This window comes from Phreatobacter sp. (genome assembly GCF_027532945.1).
Taxonomy (GTDB): domain Bacteria; phylum Pseudomonadota; class Alphaproteobacteria; order Rhizobiales; family Phreatobacteraceae; genus Phreatobacter.
The window spans coordinates 20,122-40,056 of sequence record NZ_JAPZTZ010000004.1; the positions used below are offsets into that span (position 1 = coordinate 20,122).

Annotated in this window: 18 protein-coding genes and 1 pseudogene; 14 read left to right on the plus strand and 5 right to left on the minus strand. The window is 68.1% G+C overall.

Features of this window, described 5'->3' with window-relative positions:
• Positions 1 to 84 precede the first annotated feature (84 nt).
• From O9344_RS02800 to O9344_RS02855, 12 genes and pseudogenes are all read left to right on the plus strand, one after another.
• On the plus strand, positions 85 to 1,818 hold the full coding sequence (locus O9344_RS02800; RefSeq protein WP_298472489.1) for a thiamine pyrophosphate-requiring protein: 1,734 nt from the start codon (positions 85 to 87) through the stop codon (positions 1,816 to 1,818).
• Positions 1,819 to 1,884: 66 nt separating this feature from the next.
• Positions 1,885 to 2,877 carry a tripartite tricarboxylate transporter substrate binding protein gene (locus O9344_RS02805; RefSeq protein ID WP_298472491.1) on the plus strand — a complete coding sequence of 331 codons (993 nt, stop codon included), beginning with the start codon at positions 1,885 to 1,887 and terminating at the stop codon, positions 2,875 to 2,877.
• Positions 2,878 to 2,967: 90 nt separating this feature from the next.
• Positions 2,968 to 4,182 carry an amino acid ABC transporter substrate-binding protein gene (locus O9344_RS02810; protein WP_298472493.1) on the plus strand — a complete coding sequence of 405 codons (1,215 nt, stop codon included), beginning with the start codon at positions 2,968 to 2,970 and terminating at the stop codon, positions 4,180 to 4,182.
• A 62-nt stretch (positions 4,183 to 4,244) separates the two neighbouring features.
• The gene (locus O9344_RS02815) at positions 4,245 to 5,120 is read left to right on the plus strand and encodes a branched-chain amino acid ABC transporter permease (RefSeq protein ID WP_298472495.1); all 876 of its coding nucleotides are present in this window, start codon (positions 4,245 to 4,247) and stop codon (positions 5,118 to 5,120) included.
• Positions 5,117 to 6,067 carry a branched-chain amino acid ABC transporter permease gene (locus O9344_RS02820; protein ID WP_298472497.1) on the plus strand — a complete coding sequence of 317 codons (951 nt, stop codon included), beginning with the start codon at positions 5,117 to 5,119 and terminating at the stop codon, positions 6,065 to 6,067. The genes O9344_RS02815 and O9344_RS02820 overlap by 4 nt, the downstream gene beginning before the upstream one ends.
• A gap of 4 nt (positions 6,068 to 6,071) precedes the next feature.
• Positions 6,072 to 6,800, plus strand: a complete 729-nt coding sequence (locus O9344_RS02825; protein ID WP_298472499.1) for an ABC transporter ATP-binding protein — start codon at positions 6,072 to 6,074, stop codon at positions 6,798 to 6,800.
• A pseudogene (locus tag O9344_RS02830) lies at positions 6,793 to 7,263 on the plus strand (ATP-binding cassette domain-containing protein); the annotation flags it as partial. The gene O9344_RS02825 and the pseudogene O9344_RS02830, both read left to right, overlap by 8 nt.
• A gap of 390 nt (positions 7,264 to 7,653) precedes the next feature.
• The gene (locus O9344_RS02835; protein ID WP_298473266.1) at positions 7,654 to 9,105 is read left to right on the plus strand and encodes an aldehyde dehydrogenase; all 1,452 of its coding nucleotides are present in this window, start codon (positions 7,654 to 7,656) and stop codon (positions 9,103 to 9,105) included.
• Between the two features lie 109 nt (positions 9,106 to 9,214).
• Positions 9,215 to 9,817, plus strand: coding sequence for a nuclear transport factor 2 family protein (locus O9344_RS02840; protein ID WP_298472500.1), 603 nt, complete (start codon positions 9,215 to 9,217; stop codon positions 9,815 to 9,817).
• 111 nt (positions 9,818 to 9,928) lie between these two features.
• On the plus strand, positions 9,929 to 10,783 hold the full coding sequence (locus O9344_RS02845) for a ferric reductase-like transmembrane domain-containing protein (RefSeq protein ID WP_298472501.1): 855 nt from the start codon (positions 9,929 to 9,931) through the stop codon (positions 10,781 to 10,783).
• A gap of 64 nt (positions 10,784 to 10,847) precedes the next feature.
• Positions 10,848 to 11,258, plus strand: a complete 411-nt coding sequence (msrB, locus tag O9344_RS02850) for a peptide-methionine (R)-S-oxide reductase MsrB (RefSeq protein WP_298473268.1) — start codon at positions 10,848 to 10,850, stop codon at positions 11,256 to 11,258.
• A 110-nt stretch (positions 11,259 to 11,368) separates the two neighbouring features.
• Positions 11,369 to 11,917, plus strand: a complete 549-nt coding sequence (locus tag O9344_RS02855; RefSeq protein ID WP_298472503.1) for a hypothetical protein — start codon at positions 11,369 to 11,371, stop codon at positions 11,915 to 11,917.
• A 17-nt stretch (positions 11,918 to 11,934) separates the two neighbouring features.
• Here the strand turns inward: O9344_RS02855 and ugpC are convergent, their stop codons facing one another.
• The 4 genes from ugpC to O9344_RS02875 all read right to left on the minus strand — a co-directional run bounded on the left by ugpC (position 11,935) and on the right by O9344_RS02875 (position 16,396).
• On the minus strand, positions 11,935 to 13,035 hold the full coding sequence (ugpC, locus tag O9344_RS02860) for a sn-glycerol-3-phosphate ABC transporter ATP-binding protein UgpC (RefSeq protein ID WP_298472505.1): 1,101 nt from the start codon (positions 13,033 to 13,035) through the stop codon (positions 11,935 to 11,937).
• A 13-nt stretch (positions 13,036 to 13,048) separates the two neighbouring features.
• Positions 13,049 to 13,960 carry a carbohydrate ABC transporter permease gene (locus O9344_RS02865; RefSeq protein ID WP_298472507.1) on the minus strand — a complete coding sequence of 304 codons (912 nt, stop codon included), beginning with the start codon at positions 13,958 to 13,960 and terminating at the stop codon, positions 13,049 to 13,051.
• On the minus strand, positions 13,957 to 14,874 hold the full coding sequence (locus tag O9344_RS02870; RefSeq protein WP_298473269.1) for a sugar ABC transporter permease: 918 nt from the start codon (positions 14,872 to 14,874) through the stop codon (positions 13,957 to 13,959). The genes O9344_RS02865 and O9344_RS02870 overlap by 4 nt, the downstream gene beginning before the upstream one ends.
• A 184-nt stretch (positions 14,875 to 15,058) precedes the next feature.
• Positions 15,059 to 16,396, minus strand: a complete 1,338-nt coding sequence (locus tag O9344_RS02875) for an extracellular solute-binding protein (RefSeq protein WP_298472508.1) — start codon at positions 16,394 to 16,396, stop codon at positions 15,059 to 15,061.
• A gap of 487 nt (positions 16,397 to 16,883) precedes the next feature.
• Between O9344_RS02875 and O9344_RS02880 the strand changes: the two genes are divergently transcribed.
• Complete coding sequence (locus O9344_RS02880) at positions 16,884 to 17,363, plus strand: DUF2938 domain-containing protein (protein ID WP_298472509.1); 480 nt, start codon at positions 16,884 to 16,886, stop codon at positions 17,361 to 17,363.
• Here O9344_RS02880 and O9344_RS02885 read toward each other — a convergent pair.
• Positions 17,336 to 18,256 (minus strand): LysR substrate-binding domain-containing protein, encoded by a 921-nt coding sequence (locus O9344_RS02885; protein WP_298472510.1) that lies wholly within the window; start codon positions 18,254 to 18,256, stop codon positions 17,336 to 17,338. The two genes, O9344_RS02880 and O9344_RS02885, sit on opposite strands and share 28 nt — an antisense overlap.
• Positions 18,257 to 18,531: 275 nt before the next feature.
• Here O9344_RS02885 and O9344_RS02890 point away from each other — a divergent pair, with 275 nt between their 5' ends.
• Complete coding sequence (locus tag O9344_RS02890) at positions 18,532 to 19,890, plus strand: Gfo/Idh/MocA family oxidoreductase (protein ID WP_298472511.1); 1,359 nt, start codon at positions 18,532 to 18,534, stop codon at positions 19,888 to 19,890.
• The last annotated feature ends 45 nt before the right edge of the window (positions 19,891 to 19,935 follow it).

The window sequence follows — 19,935 nt, forward strand, 5'->3', positions numbered from 1 at the left end:
ACGGCCCGCAGCCGCCTCACAAGGTGGTCTTGACTCTAACTGTTGGATATCCAACTAATTGCCGCCCCACCATCGGGACCGTCCATGTACACAGCGTCCACCGCCTTCCTCGAAGCGCTCGCCGAAGCCGGCGTGGACTATCTGTTCTGCAATTTCGGCAGCGACCATCCCGCCATGATCGAGGCGCTCGCCGAAGCCGCTCGCAGCGGCCGTCGCCTGCCGAAGGTCATCACCTGCCCGAACGAGATGGTGGCGCTGACCGCGGCGCAGGGCCACGCCCAGGTCTCCGGCCGCGCCCAGGCCGTCATCGTCCATGTGGAGTGCGGGACGCAGTCGCTCGCCGGCGCCGTGCACAACGTCTCCAAGGGCCGCGTCCCCGTGCTGATCTTCGCGGGAGCCTCGCCCTTCACCCAGTTCGGCGAGCTGCCGGGCAGCCGCAACGAATTCATCCAGTGGATCCAGGACGTCCACGACCAGCGCGGCATCGTCCGCGGCTACATGCGCTACGACGCCGAGCTGCGCACCGGGCGCAACATCAAGCAGATGACCTGGCGCGCCCTGCAATTCGCCCAGTCCGACCCCAAGGGCCCGGTCTATCTGATGGGCGCCCGCGAGGTGATGGAGGAGACGCTCGACCCCGCAGCGCAGGCCGGCCTCGCCGTCGAGGACTTCGCCCCCATCGCGCCGGCCGCCCTGCCCCAGGAGGCCGTCCACGCCCTGCTCACCGATCTTGCCGGTGCGCGCCGGCCCCTCATCGTCACCTCCTATCTCGGCCGCAACACCCAGGCTGTGGCGGAGCTGCAGCGCCTTGTCGGGCCGCTCGGCATCGGCGTGATCGAGAGCGTCCCGAACGCGGTGAACCTGCCGCACGACGACCCGATGTATCTGGGATGCCAGTGGAACGAGCCGCGGCAGAACCCCCATCTCGCCGCCGCCGACGTGGTGGTGGTCATCGATTCAGATGTGCCGTGGATCCCCACCGTCTCGAAGCCTGCGCCCGGCGCGAAGATCTGGCACCTCGACGTCGACCCGCTGAAGCAGGACATGCCGCTCTGGTCGATCCCTGCGCGCCGCGTCTTCCGCGTCCACGCGCAGACGGCGCTGGCCCAGCTCAATGCCGGCCTTGACCGCATCAGCCTCGATGTCGCGCGGATCGGCGAACGCCGCGCCCACTATGCCCGCGCCCACGATGAGCGGAAGCAGGCCCTCGCCGCGGCCGAAGCCAAGCCCGCCGGCGACCGGCTGACGGCGGAATATGTCACGGCCTGCGTCCGCGCCCATGTCGATGCCGACACGATCGTCCTCAACGAGGGCATCACCAACTATCCGGTGGTGGTGAACCACATCGCCCCGACCCGCGCCGGCCAGATGCTCAATTCCGGCGGCGGCAATCTTGGCTGGACGGGCGGCGCGGCCATCGGCGCCAAGCTCGCCGATCCGGCCAAGACGGTCATCGCCCTGACCGGTGACGGCTCCTACATGTTCTCGCAGCCCTCCACCGTCCACTGGATGGCGCGCCACTACGACACGCCCTTCCTGCAGGTCGTCTTCAACAACCGCGGCTGGCGCGCCCCGCGCTATTCGATGCTCGCCGTCCATCCGCAGGGCGAGGCGAGCCGCGCGGCCGATATCGGCGTCGCTTTTGACCCGCCGCCCGACTATGCCGGCATTGCCGCGGCGGCCGGCGGTGCCCACGCGCGCCAGGTGCGACATCCCGACGAGGTCGAGGCGGCTGTCGCCGAGGCGCTGCGCGTGGTGAAACAGGACAGGAGGGCTGCTGTACTCGACGTATGGTTGCCCCATCTGATGGAAGGCTGACGACCCGATCACGATCCGACGGCACCGAACGACCGCGGACGACATGGACACACAGGGAGGAACGACATGGCGCAGGATGCATCGCCGAACCGTCGCCACGTGCTCGCCGCCGGCCTCGCCGGGGCAGGGCTGATCGCGAGCCCGGGGCTCGTGAGGGCCCAGGCCTGGCCAAGCCGGCCCATCCGCATCGTCGTCGCCTTCCCGCCGGGCGGGGCGGCGGACATCGTCACCCGCCATCTCACCGAGCGGCTGTCGCAGGAATGGGGCCAGCCGGTCGTGGTGGAGAACCGCGGCGGCGCCGGCGGCAATGTCGCCTCGGCCGAGGTGGCGCGCACGGACCCGGACGGCCACACGCTGCTCATCACCTCCAGTGCCGTGGCGATCAACCACCTGCTCTATGCGCGGATGCCGCTCGACACGTTCAAGGACCTCGCGCCCGTCGGCATGGGCATCACCGTGCCGAACGTCATGGTCGTGCCGGCAGCCTCTGCCGACCGCACGCCGGCCGACCTTCTCGCCCGCGCCCGCGCCAATCCCGGCAAGCTCACCTACGGCTCGGCCGGCATCGGCTCATCGATCCACATGGCCGGTGAACTGTTCAAATATCTCGCCAAGGTCGACATCGTCCATGCGCCCTATCGCGGCGCCGGCCCTGCCATGAACGACCTGATTGGCGGCCGCCTCGACGTGATGTTCGACACGCTCACCGTCTCCGCCTCGCAGATCCGCGGCGGCACCATCCGCGCCATCGGCGTCTCGACAAAGGAGCCCTTGGCGGATCTGCCGGGCGTGCCGGTCATTTCGGCGACCGTGCCGGGCTACGAGATGCAGTCCTGGTTCGCCTTCTTCACCGCCGCCCGCACCCCGCCGGAGATCATTGCCCGGCTGTCGGCGGGCCTGAAGGCGGCGCTGCACGACCCCGCCGTGGTGAAGCGGCTCGCCGAGATCGGCACCACGCCGGTCGGCTCCACCCCCGAGGAGCTCGCCGCCGCCATGCAGGCGGAGGTCCGTCTCTGGGAGCCGGTGATCAAGGCCGCCGACATCAAGATCAGCGGCTGACAGGCGGACCCGCGGGAGGGCGGGTCCTGATAGAGGCATGACGACCACAACGACACCCCCGGGACAGGGGGACACCCAAGGAGGCCCAAGATGCGCATCACCCACCCCAGCCGCCGCGCCGTCGTCGGCGGCATTGCCGCAGCGGCGCTCGCCGCGCCCCAGGTCCGCGCCCAGCCGGGGCCGGTCAAGATCGGCTTCTCGATCTCCAAGACCGGTCCGAATGCCGGCGGCGCCAATGTCACGACCCTGCCGAACTACCAGCTCTGGCTGAAGGAGACGAACGATGCCGGTGGCCTGAGGCTGCCGGGCGGCCAGCGCCGCGCCATCGAGTTCGTCGAGTATGACGACCGCTCCCAGTCGGAAGAGGCCGTCCGCAACATCGAGCGCCTCGTCAACCAGGACAAGGTCGACCTGCTTCTGCCGCCCTGGGGCACGGCGATGAACCTCGCGGTGGCGCCCTCGTTCAACCGCGGCGGCTTCCCCCATCTCGCCTCGACCTTCTTCGTCGAGCGCCAGCCCGAGTTGGTGAAGCGCTGGAACAACATGTTCCTGTTCCTCGACCGGCCCTCCACCGCCATCACCGCGCTGACCGACCTCCTCGCAACGCTGAAGGACAAGGGTCTCGGCAACACCGTGGCGCTCGCTTCCGTGCAGGACCAGTTCGGCCTCGAGCTCGTCAGCGCCGCGCGCGCCGGCATTGCCAGGGCCGGCTTCCAGATCGTTATGGACCGCCAGTATCCGCCGGGCACGCAGGACCTCGCCCCCATCATCTCGGAGGCGGCGCGGCTCAAGCCCGACATGTTCCTCGCCTTCTCCTATCCGCCGGACACCCTGGCGCTGACCGAGCAGGCACGCATCGCCGGTCTCAATCCGAAGGTGTTCTACACCGCCGTCGGCACCGCCTTCCCGCTCTACAAGCAGCGTTTCGGCGCCAATGCCGAGGGCGTCATGGGCATCGGCGGCGTCGATGTGACCAACCCGCGGATCAAGGACTATATCGAGCGCCACAACCGCATCGTCGGCCGCGAGCCCGACCGCTGGGCCTCGACCACCACCTATTCGACGCTGCAGGTCCTCACCCAGGCGATCGAGCGGGTCGGCATCGATAAGGCGGCGCTTGTCCGCGACATCGGCGCCAATTCCTTCGACACGATCCTCGGCCCCATCAAGTTCGTCGACAACCAGCGGGTCGACCAGTGGTGGGTCGGCCAGTGGCAGCAGGGCGAGTTCGTGGCGCTTGCCCCCACCAAGGTCGGTGGCACCAAGGCGCCGATCTTCCCCAAGCCCGCCTGGCCGACCGCCTGACGCCTTTTCGCCAAGGCCCGCCGCCCCGTTGAGGGGCGGCGGCTTCTCCCGGAGACGCCCGTATGTTCCTCGTCGACGTCATCCTGTCGGGACTGATCCTCGGCGGCATCTATGCGCTGATCGCCATGGGGCTGTCGCTCCAGTACGGCGTCGCGCGGATCATGAACCTCGCCTATGGCGAGTTCACCATTGCCGCCTCCTTCCTCGCCTATGTGATGTTCACGGTCGCCGGGGTGAGCCCGATCCTGGCGCTGGCTGTGGCCATGCCGCTCTCCTTCGCGCTCAACTGGGCGGTCTATCGCGTGCTGATGACGCCGCTCGTGCGCCGCGCGAAATCGCCGGGCGCGCTCGAGGTCGATTCCATCCTCGCCACCTTCGGCCTGCTCTTCGTCGTCCAGGGCATCCTGCTGATGATCTTCGGCGGGTCCTATGTCAGCTATTCCTACCTTGCCGTGCCGGTGCAGATCATCGGTTCGACCGTGGCGCTGAACCGCCTCCTCGCTGCCGGCCTCGCGGTCGCCATCGCCCTGGCGCTCACCCTCTTCCTCATGCGCACCCGCATCGGCACGGCGATCCGCGCCGTCTCGGTGAACCCCGCCGCCGCCCCCCTCGTCGGCATCGACACCACCGCCTATGCAGCCTTCGCCTTCGGCCTCGGCGGCGCGCTGGTGGCCGCCTCCGGCGTGCTGGTCTCGATGTTCTTCACCTTCAACGCCGCCATGGGCGTGGTCTTCACCATGAAGGCGCTGATCGTCGTCATCATGGGCGGCGTCGGCAACATTTTCGGCGCGCTCGTCGCCGGCCTCATCCTCGGCCTCGCCGAGGCGCTCACCGCCGCCTTCCTCGACGGTGGCCTGACGCTGGCGGTCAACTTCGCGCTCTTCCTCGGCATCCTGCTCATCCGGCCGACCGGCCTGTTCGGAAAGGCCGCCCGATGAACGCCAAGGACTGGATCGTTCCGCTTGCCATTCTCGCCGCCGCGGCGGTGCTGGCACCGCTGCCGCTGGTCGCCGGCTCCTACTGGATGGCGCTGCTGGTCAACGTGCTGATGTATGCGGTGCTTGCCACCGCCTGGGCGCTGTTCTCCGGCCCGACGCATTACGTGTCGCTGGCCACCGCCGCCTTCTTCGGCCTTGGCGCCTACACCATGGCCTTCCTTGGCGAGAAGCTGCCGCTGGCGCTGGTCTATCCCGTCGCGGCGCTGATCGGCGCAGTCATCGCCACCATCGTCGGCCTCTCCACGCTCCGCCTGTCGGGCGTCTATTTCGTCATCTTCACCTTCGGCCTCGCCGAGCTCGTCCGCCAGCTCGTCACCTGGGCCGAGGCGAAATATGGCGGCACGGTCGGCCGCTTCGTCTTCATCGACGTCACCCAGCAGGGCATCTACTGGATGCTGCTCGGCGTGCTCGTCCTCGTGCTCCTGACCGGCTTCCTCATCCAGCGCTCGCGCCTCGGCTGGGCGCTCAAGGCCATCGGCGAGGATGAGACGGTGGCCCGCCATGCCGGCATCGACACGACGGTCGCGAAGGTCGCCGTCTTCGTCATCTCGGCGACCTTCATGACCGTGGTCGGGGCGATCATGGCGCCGCGCTGGACCTATATCGACCCCTCCATCGCCTTCAATCCGATCATCTCCTTCCAGGTGCTGATCATGGCCCTGCTCGGCGGCGCGGCGCGGCTCTACGGGCCGATCCTCGGCGTCGTGCCGCTCGCCACCCTCTTCGAGATCCTGCAGGCGAATTTCCCCAATTCCTTCTCCATCCTTCTCGGCCTCGCCTTCCTGGTGATCGTCTATTTCGTGCCCAGCGGCATTGTCGGGTTGATCGACCAGGGCCGCGATGTGCTGGGCCGCGCCGGGCGCCGCCGCGCCCATCCGGCGGAGTGACCCGATGCAGCCGCTCCTTGAACTCCACGGCGTATCCAAAGCCTTCGGCGGCCTGCGCGCCGTCGATGGCCTCACCGCCTCCGTCCGCCGCGGCGAGGTGGTCGGCCTCGTCGGTCCCAACGGCTCCGGCAAGACCACCGCGCTCAACCTCATCACCGGCAATCTCACCGCCGATTCCGGCGCCATCCTCTTCGAGGGTCGGCCGATCGAGCGCGCCGCGGCCCATCGCATCACCCGCGCCGGCATCGCCCGCACCTTCCAGCTGGTGCGGGTCATGCCCAGCCTGACGCTGGCCGAGAATGTCGCCGTCGGCGCCATGTTCGGCGCACGCGCCTGTTCGCCCGCCGAGGCGCAGGAGCGGGCGCTGCCGCTTCTCGCGCGCGTGGGCCTTGCCGCCCGCGCCGACGAGCGCGCCCGCAGCCTTACCTATATCGACCAGAAGCGGCTGGAGCTCGCCCGCGCACTCGCCGCCGAGCCGCAGCTCCTGCTGCTCGACGAATGGCTCGCCGGCCTCAATCCGACCGAGCTCAAGGACGGCATCGCCCTCATCGCCGCGCTCGCCGCCGACGGGATGACCATCGTCATGGTCGAGCATGTGATGGACGCGATCCGGGCGCTCTGCACCCGCTGCGTCGTCATGAACGCCGGCACCAAGATCGCGGAAGGCTCGCCCGCCGAGGCGCTCTCCGACCCCGCGGTCATCAAGGCTTATCTGGGAGACGACGATGCTTGAGGTTGCCCGCCTCTCCGCCTCCTACGGCCCGCATCGCGCGGTCGACAGCGTCGCGCTCACAGTCGGCCGCGGCGAGACCGTCGCCATTCTCGGCGCCAATGGCGCGGGCAAGACGACGCTGCTCAAGGCGCTCGCCGGCCTTGTGCCGGCCGAGTCCAGCGTCACCTTCGAGGGCCGCCGCCTCGAGGCTGCCGACCCGCACCGCATCGTCGAGCGCGGCATCGCCCTCGTCCCCGAGGGGCGCGGGATTTTCGGTGACCTCACCGTCCGTGAGAACCTCATGCTCGGTGCCTTCCCTAAGCGGGCCCGCGCCCATGAGGCAGCGACCCTCGACGACGTGCTGACGCTCTTCCCCCGCCTCGCCGAGCGCCTGTCGCAGCAGGTCCGCACCATGTCGGGGGGCGAGCAGCAGATGGTCGCGATCGGCCGCGCGCTGATGAGCCGGCCGAACCTCCTCATGCTCGACGAGCCCTCGCTTGGCCTGTCGCCGGTGATGACCGGCGAACTGTTCAAGGGGCTCGCCGCCATCAAGGCGCGCGGCATGGCGATCCTCATCGTCGAACAGAATGCCCGCCGCTGCCTGAAGCTCGCCGACCGCGCCTATCTCATCGCCAATGGCCGCATCGTCGGGGAGGGCGCCGCTGCGGCGCTCGCCGACGATCCGCAGGTCGCCGCCGCCTATCTCGGCGGTGCCGCCCCCGCCAATGACGACGCGGCGGCTCCCGCCGTTGCGCCGCCTCCGCTGTTCTCGCCCCCGCCGCTGCCGGCGACGGGCGAACATCCGCCGCAGTCCTATTCCACCCCGCCGGCACCCGTGGCCGTGCGATCCCCCGCCTTCCCGGAGAGTCCCGCCATGAAGCACGTCAACCTGATGATCGACGCCCGCGAGCTGGGCGCCGCCGACGGTCGCACCTTCGACCGTCTCGACCCCATGACCGGCCAGGTCGCCACCCGCGCCGCCGCGGCGACGGTGTCCGACGCCGTGGCGGCCGTCGACGCGGCCGCGGCCGCCTTCCCGGCCTGGTCGGCGCTTGGCCCCAGCGAGCGCCGCGCCAAGCTCAATGCCGCCGCCGACCTCATGCAGCAGCGCGCCGAGGACTTCGTCGCCGCCATGATGGCGGAGACCGGTTCGACCAGGGGCTGGGCGATGTTCAACATCGGTATCGCCACCGGCATGCTCCGCGAGGCCGGCGCCATGACCACCCAGATCACCGGCGACGTCATTCCGACCGACAAGCCGAACAATCTGGCGCTGGCCGTGCGCCAGCCGGTCGGCGTCATCCTCGGCATCGCGCCGTGGAACGCGCCGGTCATCCTCGGCGTGCGCGCCATCGCCATGCCGCTTGCCTGCGGCAACACCGTCGTCTTCAAGGCCTCCGAGCAGTGCCCGGCGACGCACCAGCTCATCGGTCAGGTGATGCGTGATGCGGGCCTGCCGGCCGGCGTCGTCAACGTCGTCACCAATGCGCCGGCGGATGCCGCCAAGGTGGTCGAGACGCTCATCGCCCACCGTGCGGTGAAGCGCGTCAACTTCACCGGCTCGACCCATGTCGGCCGCATCATTGCCGAGACGGCGGCGCGCTATCTGAAGCCCGCCCTGCTGGAGCTCGGCGGCAAGGCGCCGCTCGTCATCCTCGACGATGCCGACCTCGACGAGGCGGTGAAGGCCGCGGCCTTCGGCGCCTTCATGAACCAGGGCCAGATCTGCATGTCGACCGAGCGCATCGTCGTCGATGCCAAGGTGGCCGATGCCTTTGTCGAGAAATTCGCCGCCAAGGCGAAGTCGCTGCCCTATGGCGACCCGCGTTCCGGCAATGTGGTGCTGGGCTCTCTCGTCTCGGCAGAGGCCGCCAAGCGCGTGAAGGTGCTGGTCGACGACGCCACTGCCAAGGGCGCGGCGCTTGCCGCCGGCGGCTCGCTGGAGGGCACGGTGATGCCCGCAACCATCCTCGACAAGGTGACGCCGGCCATGCGCATCTATGGCGAGGAGAGCTTCGGCCCGGTGGTGACCGTGGTGCGCGTCAACGGCGACGAGGAGGCCATCCGCATCGCCAACGACACCGAATACGGCCTCTCCGCTGCGGTCTTCTCGCGCGATATCGGCCGGGCCCTCGGCGTCGCCAAGCGCATCGAGAGCGGCATCTGCCACATCAACGCGCCGACCGTGCATGACGAGCCGCAGATGCCCTTTGGCGGCACCAAGGCCTCGGGCTATGGCCGCTTCGGCGGCAAGGCCGGCATCGACGCCTTCACCGAGCTGCGCTGGATCACCATCCAGACCGGCCCGCGCCCCTATCCGTTCTGAGTGACGCCAAAGCCTCGCGCGTCAGACATTCGTGGATGGCCGGGACAATCCCGGCCATGACGGATAGGACTGAGCGCCGACTGTTTTCCACCCACCATCGGACTGCCGCATGACCGAAGACATCATCGAACGCCTCGCCATCCGCGACCTCGTGGAGAACTGGGCGCTGTGGCGCGATGCCGGCGACTGGGATCGCTTCCTCACCTGCTGGCATTCCGATGGGAAGATGATGGCGACCTGGTACCAGGGGCCGGCGGCAGATTTCATCCGGGCGAGCCGCGAGGGCTGGGCCAAGGGCGTCTCGATCCTGCACTTCCTCGGGGGCACCACCATCGATCGCGAGGGGAACCGCGCGATCGCCCAGACCAAGATGACCATCTCGCAGCGCGGGCCCGTCGACGGCGTGCTCTGCGACGTCGTCTGCACCGGCCGCTTCTACGACTTCATCGAGAAGCGTGACGGGCGCTGGGGCGTGGTGCTGCGCCAGCCGATCTACGAGAAGGACCGGCTCGACCCGGTCCTCCCCGATGCGAAGCTGAGCCTCGATCCGGACCTGCTCGCGCAGTTCCCCGAGGGCTACCGGCACCTCGCCTATATCCAGACCAAGATCGGCTACACCGTGAAGCGCGACATGCCGGGCCTCCGCGGGCCCGAGGTCGAGGCGCTCTACCGGCGCGGCAAGACCTGGCTCACCGGCGGCCCGGCGGAATAGGGCGGCGACGGCATCCGCCGATCCCCCTCACTTCAACGTGAGGCGCGCCGATGTAACCCCTTGCGGGCTCGCCGCGTATGGCATGACATCGGCCACCACCGGGGATGCCGCATGCTGCCGTGGAACGACCGGGCGGGGAACCTCTCCGTCCTCAAGCTGCTTGTCTTCCTGGGCGTCATCGCGCCGGGACTTTGGATCCTTGCCCAGGCGGCGACGGGCACGCTCGGCTCGAAGCCCGTGACCTCCGCCATCCACCAGTCCGGCGACTGGTCGGTGCGGCTGCTGCTCGTCTCGCTCCTCGTCACTCCGCTGCGTTTCGTCGCAGACTGGCCGAAGCTCATCCTGGTGCGCCGCATGATCGGCGTCGCGGCGGCCGTCTATGCCATCGCCCATCTCGTGCTCTATGCGATGGAGCAGGCCTGGGACCTCGGCAAGGTCGCGAGCGAGATCCTTCTGCGCTTCTATCTGACCATCGGCTTTGCCGCCCTGCTCGGCCTCGTCGCGCTCACCGTCACCTCCACCGACGCCATGATCCGCCGGCTCGGCAGCACCGCCTGGAACCGGCTGCATCTCCTCGCCTATCCCATCGCCTTCGTCGCCATCTGGCACTTCTTCCTGCAGACGCGCCTCGACGTGTCGCAGCCCGTGCTGATGCTCGGCTTCTTCGTCTGGCTGATGGGCTTCCGCCTCATGCGACGGGCGGGTTTCGCGGTCAGGCCATTGCAGCTCCTGGCCCTCGCACTCATATCCGGGATCGCCACCGCGCTGCTCGAGGCGCTCTGGTACGCGACCATGACCGGCGTCATGGCCTCGCGCATCCTCGCCGCCAATCTCGACATCGGCTTCGGCATCCGCCCGGCGCTCTGGGTGACCTTTGCCGGGCTCGTGCTGGTGGCCGTCAATCTCGTCAGGGCCCGTCGGGCCGACGCATCGCGCGGCCGCCGCGCCGCGGTTGCAGCGGAGTGACATCATGAGGCCCGCCGACATCTGGGCGCTGTTCGCGCCGAACCATTCGAAGGGAGATCACGCCATGGACAGTGCCACCAAGACCTTCCCCGTCACCAAGACGGACGAGGAATGGCGCCGCATCCTCACCCCCGAGCAGTACCAGGTGCTGCGCGGCCATGGCACCGAGCGGCCCGGCAGCTGCGCCCTCAATTACGAGAAGCGCGCCGGCACCTTCTCCTGCGTCGGCTGCGGCCAGAAGCTCTTCGTCTCGCACAAGAAGTTCGAGAGCGGCACGGGCTGGCCGAGCTTCGACCAGCCGCTTCCCGGCGCCGTCGAGGAGACCGTCGACCGCTCCTGGGGCATGGTGCGCACCGAGGTGCACTGCGCCAATTGCGGCGGCCATCTCGGCCATGTCTTCCCGGACGGCCCGCCGCCGACCGGCCTGCGCTACTGCATCAACGGCGTTGCCATGAATTTCGAGCCGGAGGCCTGACCTTCGAGCCGGACGTGTCCAAGTCCTGACTGCAACCTCGCCTTAAAGGTCAGCAGAGAGAATGATGCGGCGGGGCCCCATGGCTCCGCCGTTTTGCATCGGGCCGCCGCATGACACCTGACGCCGCACCCCCGCCGATCGATCGCGAGCGGGCTCTCATCGACGTCGCCCGCGTCATCGTCGCGAGCGCCCTCACCATTGGCTCGGTACTGCTGACCGCCTTCGGCTTCGTCGAGCGTGTGGTCGGCATCGAGCGCATCGCCAGCGAAAGGCGCTTCGCGCTTCTCGCGCTGATGCCTGGCGCCGCGGCTCTCGCCTTCCTCGCCAGCGGCCGGGCACTCGGCGCGCTCTACGACATCAGCGTACCGCCCCGCGACATCGGCACCCTCCGCCGCGCCCTGCTGCGCTTCACCGACGTCTCCGGCGCCTATGGTCTCTTCGCCGTGGTCATCTCCACCCTCGTCGCGGTGGCCGCCTTCATCGCCGTGGCGCTGGTGCTGAACCTCGACCTGCTGCCGCTGGCCTTCCTCGCCTCGGCCTGTGCCTTCTGCGTGGCGCTGTCGGGCATGCTGATGCGCTACAACGCCCGCCGCCGCTTCATCGACCTGATCCTCGTCATCTGCATCGTCTTGACCATGGTGCTCGACCAGTTCTTCTGATCAGCACCGGCCCCGCTTCACAGAACCACCCCCGCAGCGTCCATCAGGTGCATGTGGTTGAGGTCGGCGGCGAGCCGCATGGGCTGGCCATCCGCCGCGCCGGCATCGGGGTGGACCCGGCCGCAATGGGTCTCGCCGCCGATGGTGAAATAGACCAGGGTCTCGTGGCCCATGGGCTCGATGACGTCGAGGCCGATGTCGAAAGGCGCGATGCCCGGCCCAAGTGTACCGTCTCCCGCCTCCGTCACATGTTCCGGACGGATGCCGAGGACGAGGCCGTCCTGCCCCGCATAGGTCTTGTAGCGGGCGGTGCGGGATGCCGGCACCGGCAGCACGATGCCGCCGTCGAGATGGAGCACCAGGGCGCCCGACGTCTCCGTGAGCCTGGCCGGGATGAAGTTCATGGCCGGCGAGCCGATGAAGCCGGCGACGAAGCGGGTGCGCGGGTGGTGGTAGAGCTCGTTCGGCGGGCCGATCTGCTCGATCCGGCCGTTGTTCATCACCACCACGCGGTCGGCGAGCGTCATCGCCTCCACCTGGTCGTGGGTGACATAGACGGTGGTGGTGCGCACCTTGAGGTGCACCTTCTTGATCTCGGTGCGCATCTGCACGCGCAGCTTCGCGTCGAGGTTCGACAGGGGCTCGTCGAAGAGGAAGACCTTGGGGTTGCGCACGATGGCGCGGCCCATGGCGACGCGCTGGCGCTGGCCGCCGGAGAGCGCCTTGGGCTTGCGCTCCAGCAGTTCCTTAATGTCGAGGATGCGCGCCGCCTCGTCCACCCGCGCCTTGATCTCGGCCTTGGGGTAGCGCTTCAGGCGCAGGCCGAAGCTCATGTTCTCCGCCACCGTCATGTGCGGATAGAGCGCGTAGTTCTGGAACACCATGGCGATGTCCCGGTCCTTCGGCGGCACGTCGTTGACCACATCGCCATCGATGGCGATGTCGCCATCGGAAATGTCCTCGAGCCCCGCGATCATGCGCAGCGTCGTCGACTTGCCGCAGCCCGACGGGCCGACCAGCACGACGAACTCCTCGTCGGCGATGTCGAGGTCGATGCCGCGCACGGCCTCGACGTCGCCGTAACGCTTGACGACCTTCCTGAGGGTCACGCCTGCCATTGTCCCGCCTCCGTCAGCCCTTGGTCGCGCCGGCGGTCAGGCCTGCGATGTAGTAGTCCATGAGGAAGGCGTAGATGATGAGCGGCGGCAGCGCGCCGAGCAGCGCGCCGGTCATGATCTGCCCCCAGTTGAAGACGTCGCCCTTGATGAGCGTGGTGATGATGCCGACGGGCAGCACCAGCTGGTCCACCGACGTTGTGAAGGCCAGCGGATAGAGGAACTGCGCCCAGCTCACGGTGAAGGCGAAGATCGTGGCGGCGATGATGCCGGGCAGCGCCACGGGAATGAAGATGCGGGTGAGCACCTGCACCCAGCTTGCCCCATCGATGATCGCCGCCTCGTCCAGCTCCTTCGGGATCGAGGCGAAGTAGCCGATCATGATCCAGGTGCAGAAGGGAACGGTCAGCGTCGGATAGACGATGAGCAGCACCCACCAGCGGTTCAGGAGCTGGATGCCCGTCCATTCGTGGAACGTCGCGAACATCTTGAACAGCGGGATGAACAGCAGCGTGTCCGGCACGAGATAGGTGAGGAAGACGCCCGTCGCGAGCGTCGCCGAGCCCCAGAAGCGCATCCGCGACAGGGCGAAGGCGGCGGGGATCGAGATGAGCATGGTGATGATCACCACCAGCACCGAGACCACCGCCGAGTTGCGGAAGAAGATGAGGAACTGCGGCTCGGTGAGCAGCGCCACATAGTTCGACAGGGTGGGATTGAACACCCACCACGGGTTCGTCGCCGCCGAGATCTCGGCGCTGGTCTTCAGCGAGGTGATGAACATGTAGAGCGGCGGGAGCAGCGAGAAGGCCGCGAAGATCACGAGGAACACATAGGACCAGCGCAGGGCCCATTCGCGATCCGCCGTCATGCTGCCGTAGCGCACCTTGCGCGCGGGCGTCGTCCGGGTGAGGGCGGCGTCCGTCATGCCTCATTCCCCCTCTGGTTGATGTCGCGCAGGATGAAGATCGCCGCCACCATCAGGATCGGCACCATGAAGAGCGAGACCGAGGCGCCGAGCGGGATGTCCGAGCCCTCGATGCCGATCTTGAAGGCCCAGGTGGCGAAGAGATGCGTCTTGTCGATCGGCCCGCCGGCGGTGAGCACGCGGACGATGTCGAAATTGGCGAATGTGACGATGGTGGAGAACAGCGCGGTGATGGCGATGATGTTCCGCATCATCGGCAGGGTGATGTACCAGATGCGCTGCCACCAGTTAGCGCCGTCGATGGCGGCGGCCTCGTAAAGCTGGTCGGGCACCGATTTCAGCGCCGCCAGATACATGATCATGAAGAATGGCGCGCCCACCCAGATATTGACCAGGATCACCGAGAACCGCGCCCAGTTGGCATTTCCCGTCCAGGGGATCGGGCCGATGCCGAAGAAGGACAGCGTGTAGTTGAAGGCGCTGTAGGAGGGGTCGAACAGCCAGAGCCAGGCGAGCGTGGACATGGCCGGCGGGATCACCCAGGGGATCAGCAGCATCCCGCGCCACTTGCGCTGGCCCTTGTCCGGGATGTTGTGGACGAAATGGGCGACGATGAAGCCGAGCAGCGCCTTGAAGATCACCGCCGTGATGGCGAAGAGGCAGGATTGCCAGACCACCATCCAGAAGGTCTCGCGGGTGAACAGGAACTGGATGTTGCCGAAGGGGATGCGCGTGCAGATGGCGTCCGGCAGCCAGGAGCAGTTCCGCATCCAGGCGACCGAGGCCATGCTCTTGCGCAGGCTCGACAGGTAGATGGCGTAAAAGGCGGGATAGATCACCAGCACTGCGATCAGCAGGATCAGCGGCAGCGCCATCAGGAAGGCGACCGTCGACTTGCGCTTGAGGAAGCGCATCAGCGCCGACGGCTTTGCGGCCGGCGCGCGCGGGCGGGCAGGATGGGTCAGGACGGCATCGGCCATGCGGTGTCTCGATGATCCGGAAGGGGCCACGGCGCGCTGCCTGAAGCGGGCCGTTTCGACATGATGGGAACAGGGGGCGCGCGCGGCGCCCCCCGTCCAGACCTCTCAGGCCTGCGGCTCAGCCGCGCAGGAAGCCCTCGACCTCGCTCTCGGCCCAGGCCAGCGTGCGCTCCAGCGCCTCGCCCTGCATGTGGCGCACGATCATCTTGGTGAGCGTGCCCTGGGCATAGATCTGCTGGGCGATCTTCGGCGGCGCCGGCGAGGCCGCGATCGACAGCGTCTGGTGGTTGTGCGGGTTCGGGTAGTGGTAGAGCGTGCCCTTCGGCGGATCGGCGTCCTGCCAGGTCTTGAAGGTCAGGAAGTTGTCGAAGGAGGGGATGTCGTAGCCCGCCGAGGCCTCGACGAACCTCTCGGCAGCGGCACGGCTCGACATGTGGACCAGCACGCTCTTCGCCGCCGACTTGTTCTGCGAGAAGCTCCAGATGGTCCAGAAATAGGGCAGGAAGGGCGAGAAGCGACCCTTCGGCCCCTGCGGGAAGCCGTGATGCCAGAGCTGCTGGGCGACCTGCGGCGCGTCGCGCTTGGCCACCGCCCATGAGCTCGGCGGGTTCATGATCATTGCGCCGCGACCGGAGACGATCCAGCGGTTGTTCGAGGCATCGTCCCAGGCCGGCGCATCGGCCGGATAGAACTTCCCGACGCGGGCGAGATAGGTCAGCGCCTCGCGCACCGCATCCGTCTTCACCGTCAGCTCGCCCTTGGCGTCGACCAGCGAGGCGCCGAAGGCGAGGAAGAAGGCGCCGGCCGTGTCGACCGAGTCGGTCGTCTCGCCGAGGCCGACGCCGAAGGGCACGCCCGCCTTGTGGCAGGCCTCCGCGGCTTTCGCATAGGCATCCATGTTCCAGGCATCCGCCTTCGGCGCAGCGCCGGCCGGATACATGGCCTGCATGTCGAGGCCGGCATGCTGCTTCATCAGGTCGAGCCGCGACACCGGGCCCTTGATCTGCGAGCCGATGGTCGCCGGCACGCCGAGCCACTTGTCGCCGAGCTTGCCGAGATATTCGACCGTGCCGTTGACCTTGCCGTTCTGCTGCATCAGCGGGCCCATGATGTCGTTCACGGGCTCGAGCTGGTTGGCATGGGCATGGGGCCACCAGGTCGGCATGGCGAGGACGTCGTGGCCGGACCGCGCCTGCGCCTGGGCGGCGATGGTCAGGAGGTTCTTGTTCCCCTGCGAGGGGATGTAGTCGATCGTGACCTCCACCCGCTCCTTGGCCGCCCATTCGTTGACGACGGCGGAGGCGGCCGCGTTGGCGCCGGGCACCCAGTGGTCCCACAGGCCGAGCGTCAGCTTGCCGGCGGCATGGGCGCCGCGCACGAAGGGCGCGGCGAGGGCGGTGGTGGTGATGGCGGTCGCCGCGAGGAACCGGCGGCGGTCGAGTGTCTGCCTGCGCATGGTCGAAGTCCTCCCGTGAACATCGGCGGCGGTGCCGCTGAGCATTGCCCCGCGCCGGCTTGTTGGCGCCTGCAACCTCGTCCCGAAGGACGACCGCAGCGCCCGCCGGCTTCGGCGGTGCGACCAGTAAACGCCAAAAATCGATTTAGTCCTAGATACGGATACTCACGAAGCGCAGGCAAATAGTGTGCATCTGCGAAATCGTGAGCAGGTGCAATAATACAAATACTGTATTCAAGGGCGATTGTATGCGGGATTACCCGTAAGGAGGAGGGCGGGATTACCGGCTTGGGCGGCGTGAGGCGGTTGCATTTTTGCGCGCCGCGGAATTTTCGACGTCGTGCTGAGGGGCGGAGCGGACCACCGCGGCCCTGGATCCCGGCTCCGCGCAACCCTGCCATCCCGACCTAACCCGCTTCCCGTTCCGGCCGGCCTCGTCCAGATTGCGCCACCGCGCCGTCAGAAGCGCGTCTTCGGGGGAGCTTCCATGTTCGACTTTCTCTGGCGCGCCATCGTCATCGGCGCCGCCGCCACCGCCCTGCTCGACCTCTGGGCCCTGTTCCTGCAGCGCGCCTTCGCCATCGCCCCGCCCAACTGGGCGATGGTCGGCCGCTGGGTCGGCCACCTGCCGCTCGGACGCTTCGTCCATGAGGATATCGGGAAGGCAGAGCCAGTCCCGAACGAGCTCGCCATCGGCTGGGTGTTCCACTACGCCGTCGGCATTTGCTTCGCCGCCGCCCTCCTCGCCATCTGGGGCACCGGCTGGGCGAAGAACCCGACCCTCATCCCCGCGCTGATCGTCGGCTATGTCACGATCGGCTGCGGCTGGTTCATCCTCCAGCCCGGCATGGGCGCCGGCATCGCCGCGATGAAGCGGCCGAATGCCATGCAGATCCGCATGCTCAACATCCTCGGCCACACGGTCTTCGCCGTCGGCCTCTACGGCGCCGCCCTGCTGACGCGCTGAGGTCCGTCCATGCGGGCGCGGTCGGCCGCCATTTCCTCGGTGATCCAGGCGAGGAACGCCTCGATCTGCGGCCTTGCCCGGTCCTCGCGTCGGAACACCACCCGGTGGGCAACCGCCGTCACGCCGAGGGGTCCGAAGGGCGCGACCAGTTCGCCCGCCACCAGCATACCGCCGGCCTGCAGGTTCGATTCGAGCATCAGGCCGAGCCCGTCGCGCGCCGCCATCAGCCCGAGATAGGCGCGGTCGAAGGTCATGCCGCCGCGCGCCAGCATCACATGCGGCGCGTGGCGCGCCACCCACTGGTCCCATTGCACGACGCTGCGCACCGAATGGATGAGCGGCACCCTGCCCATATCCTCCACCCGCTCCAGCCGGTGCCGCGCCACGAAGGCGGGGCTCGCCAGCGGCATGATCGTCTCCTCGCAGAGCACGACGCCCTCGCAGGCCTCCGGCACCGGGCGGTTGTACTGGATGTCGATCATCACGCCGTCGTCGCCGAGCTTGGCCGGTTCGTGGCCGGCGAAGAGCGTCAGGTCGATCTCGGGGTGGCGGGCGCGGAAGGAGCCGAGCCGCGGCACCAGCCACAGCGTCGCCAGGCTTGGCGCCGAATGCAGCATCAACCGCTGCACCGAGCCTTCCGAGGCGAAGCGGCTGGTGGCCACGGCGATGCGGGTGAAGCTCTCGCCCAGCGCATTGGCATAGGCGATGGCGTCCTCGGTCGGCAGGACGGTGCGATTGCGCCGGGCGAAGAGCGGCTTGCCGAGAATGTCCTCGAGCATCCGGATCTGGTGGCTGATGGCCGAGGGCGTGACGTTGAGCTGCTCGGCCGCCTTCGCGAAGGAGCCTGTCTCCATGACTGCCGAGAAGGTCTGGAGGCACTTCAGCGGCGGCATGCCTCGGATCATTGGTGAAATCCCCTCATCGGTTTCACCAGTTTATTTCGTTTCCGTGAAATTCAAACCCTTGTTAGCGTTCCCTCAAGATACATCGACGGCCCGGTCAACAGGGTCGCGGGGGAGGAAACGGGGGACACCCTCACATCAGGGGATCCCATGACCGCCGGACCGGCTCTTCGCCGTCCGCGAACGACCTCTCGCGCCCTCTGACCTGGTCCCGGCGATCCCCGGCGCCCCGCGCCGCGCCCCGCACAGTCAGAGGACGATCGCGCATGAACCTCCATCGGATGCTTCTCGAGCGGAAGGCGGCCGGCAAGCCCGTCACCGTCGGCCTCATCGGCGCCGGCAAGTTCGGCACCATGTTCGCCAGCCAGTGCCGGCTGACCGAGGGCATGCAGCTCGTCGCCGTCGCCGACCTCAACATGGCCCGCGCCCGCGCCCAGCTGAAGCTCGGCTCCTGGCCGGAGGAGCAGTATGGCTCCGCCTCCATCGACGATGCGCTGAAGACCGGCCGCACCGTCATCCTCGACGATGCCGACAAGCTCATCACCCATCCCGGCATCGAGGTGGTGATCGAGGCGACCGGCGATCCCGGCGCCGGCATCCGCTTCGCCATGAAGGCGATCGACAACGGCAAGCACATCGTCATGGTGAACGTCGAGGCCGACGCCGTGGCGGGGCCCATCCTCGCCCGCAAGGCCCGCGCCGCCGGCGTCGTCTATTCGCTCGCCTGGGGCGACCAGCCCGCCCTCATCGCCGACCATGTCGACTGGGCCCGTGCCTGCGGTTTCCGCGTCGTCGCGGCCGGCAAGGGCACGCGCTACCACCCCACCTATCACCAGTCGACGCCGGATACGGTCTGGGACATCCTCGACAAGTACATGAAGATCCGTGACCGGAACTCCATCAACCCGAAGATGTTCAACTCCTTCGTCGATGGCACCAAGTCCGGCATCGAGATGACGGCGGTCTGCAACGCCACCGGCCTGCATGCGCAGTCTGAGGGCCTGTCCTTCCCGCCGGCGACGCGCTTCGAACATGCCGAGATCTGCAAGCCGCGCTCGGCGGGCGGCGTGCTGGAGAAGGCCGGCGTCACCGAGGTGACCTCCTCGGTCTATCGTGACGGCACCGACGTGCCGCATTCCCTCGTCATGGGCACCTATGTCGTCTTCGAGAGCGACAGCGCCTACAGCCAGGAATGCTTCCGCGAGTACTCCATGCTGCAGGACTCCTCGGGCAAGTATTCCTGCCTCTATCGCCCGATCCATATGATCGGTCTGGAGCTCGGCTATTCCGTCGCCTCCGCGGCGCTCCGCAAGGAGCCGACCGGAGCGCCGATCTGCTTCAACTCCGACGTGGTCGCCACCGCCAAGCGCGACCTCACCCCCGGCGAGATGCTGGACGGAGAGGGCGGCTTCTGTGTCTGGGGCAAGCAGACCCCGGCCGAGGCCTCGCTCGACCAGGGCTACCTGCCGCTCGGCCTTGCCCACAACGTCAAGCTCAAGAACCCTATCAAGGCCGGCCAGCGGCTGAAATGGTCGGACGTCGCCTATGACGCCGACAGCCTCGCCGTGAAGGTCCGCCGCGAGATGGAGGCGGCCTTCGCCAAGCCCAACGCCAAGGTGGCCTGAACCATCCGGCGTCCGGTTCGCCGGGCGCCGATATGCAGGCATATG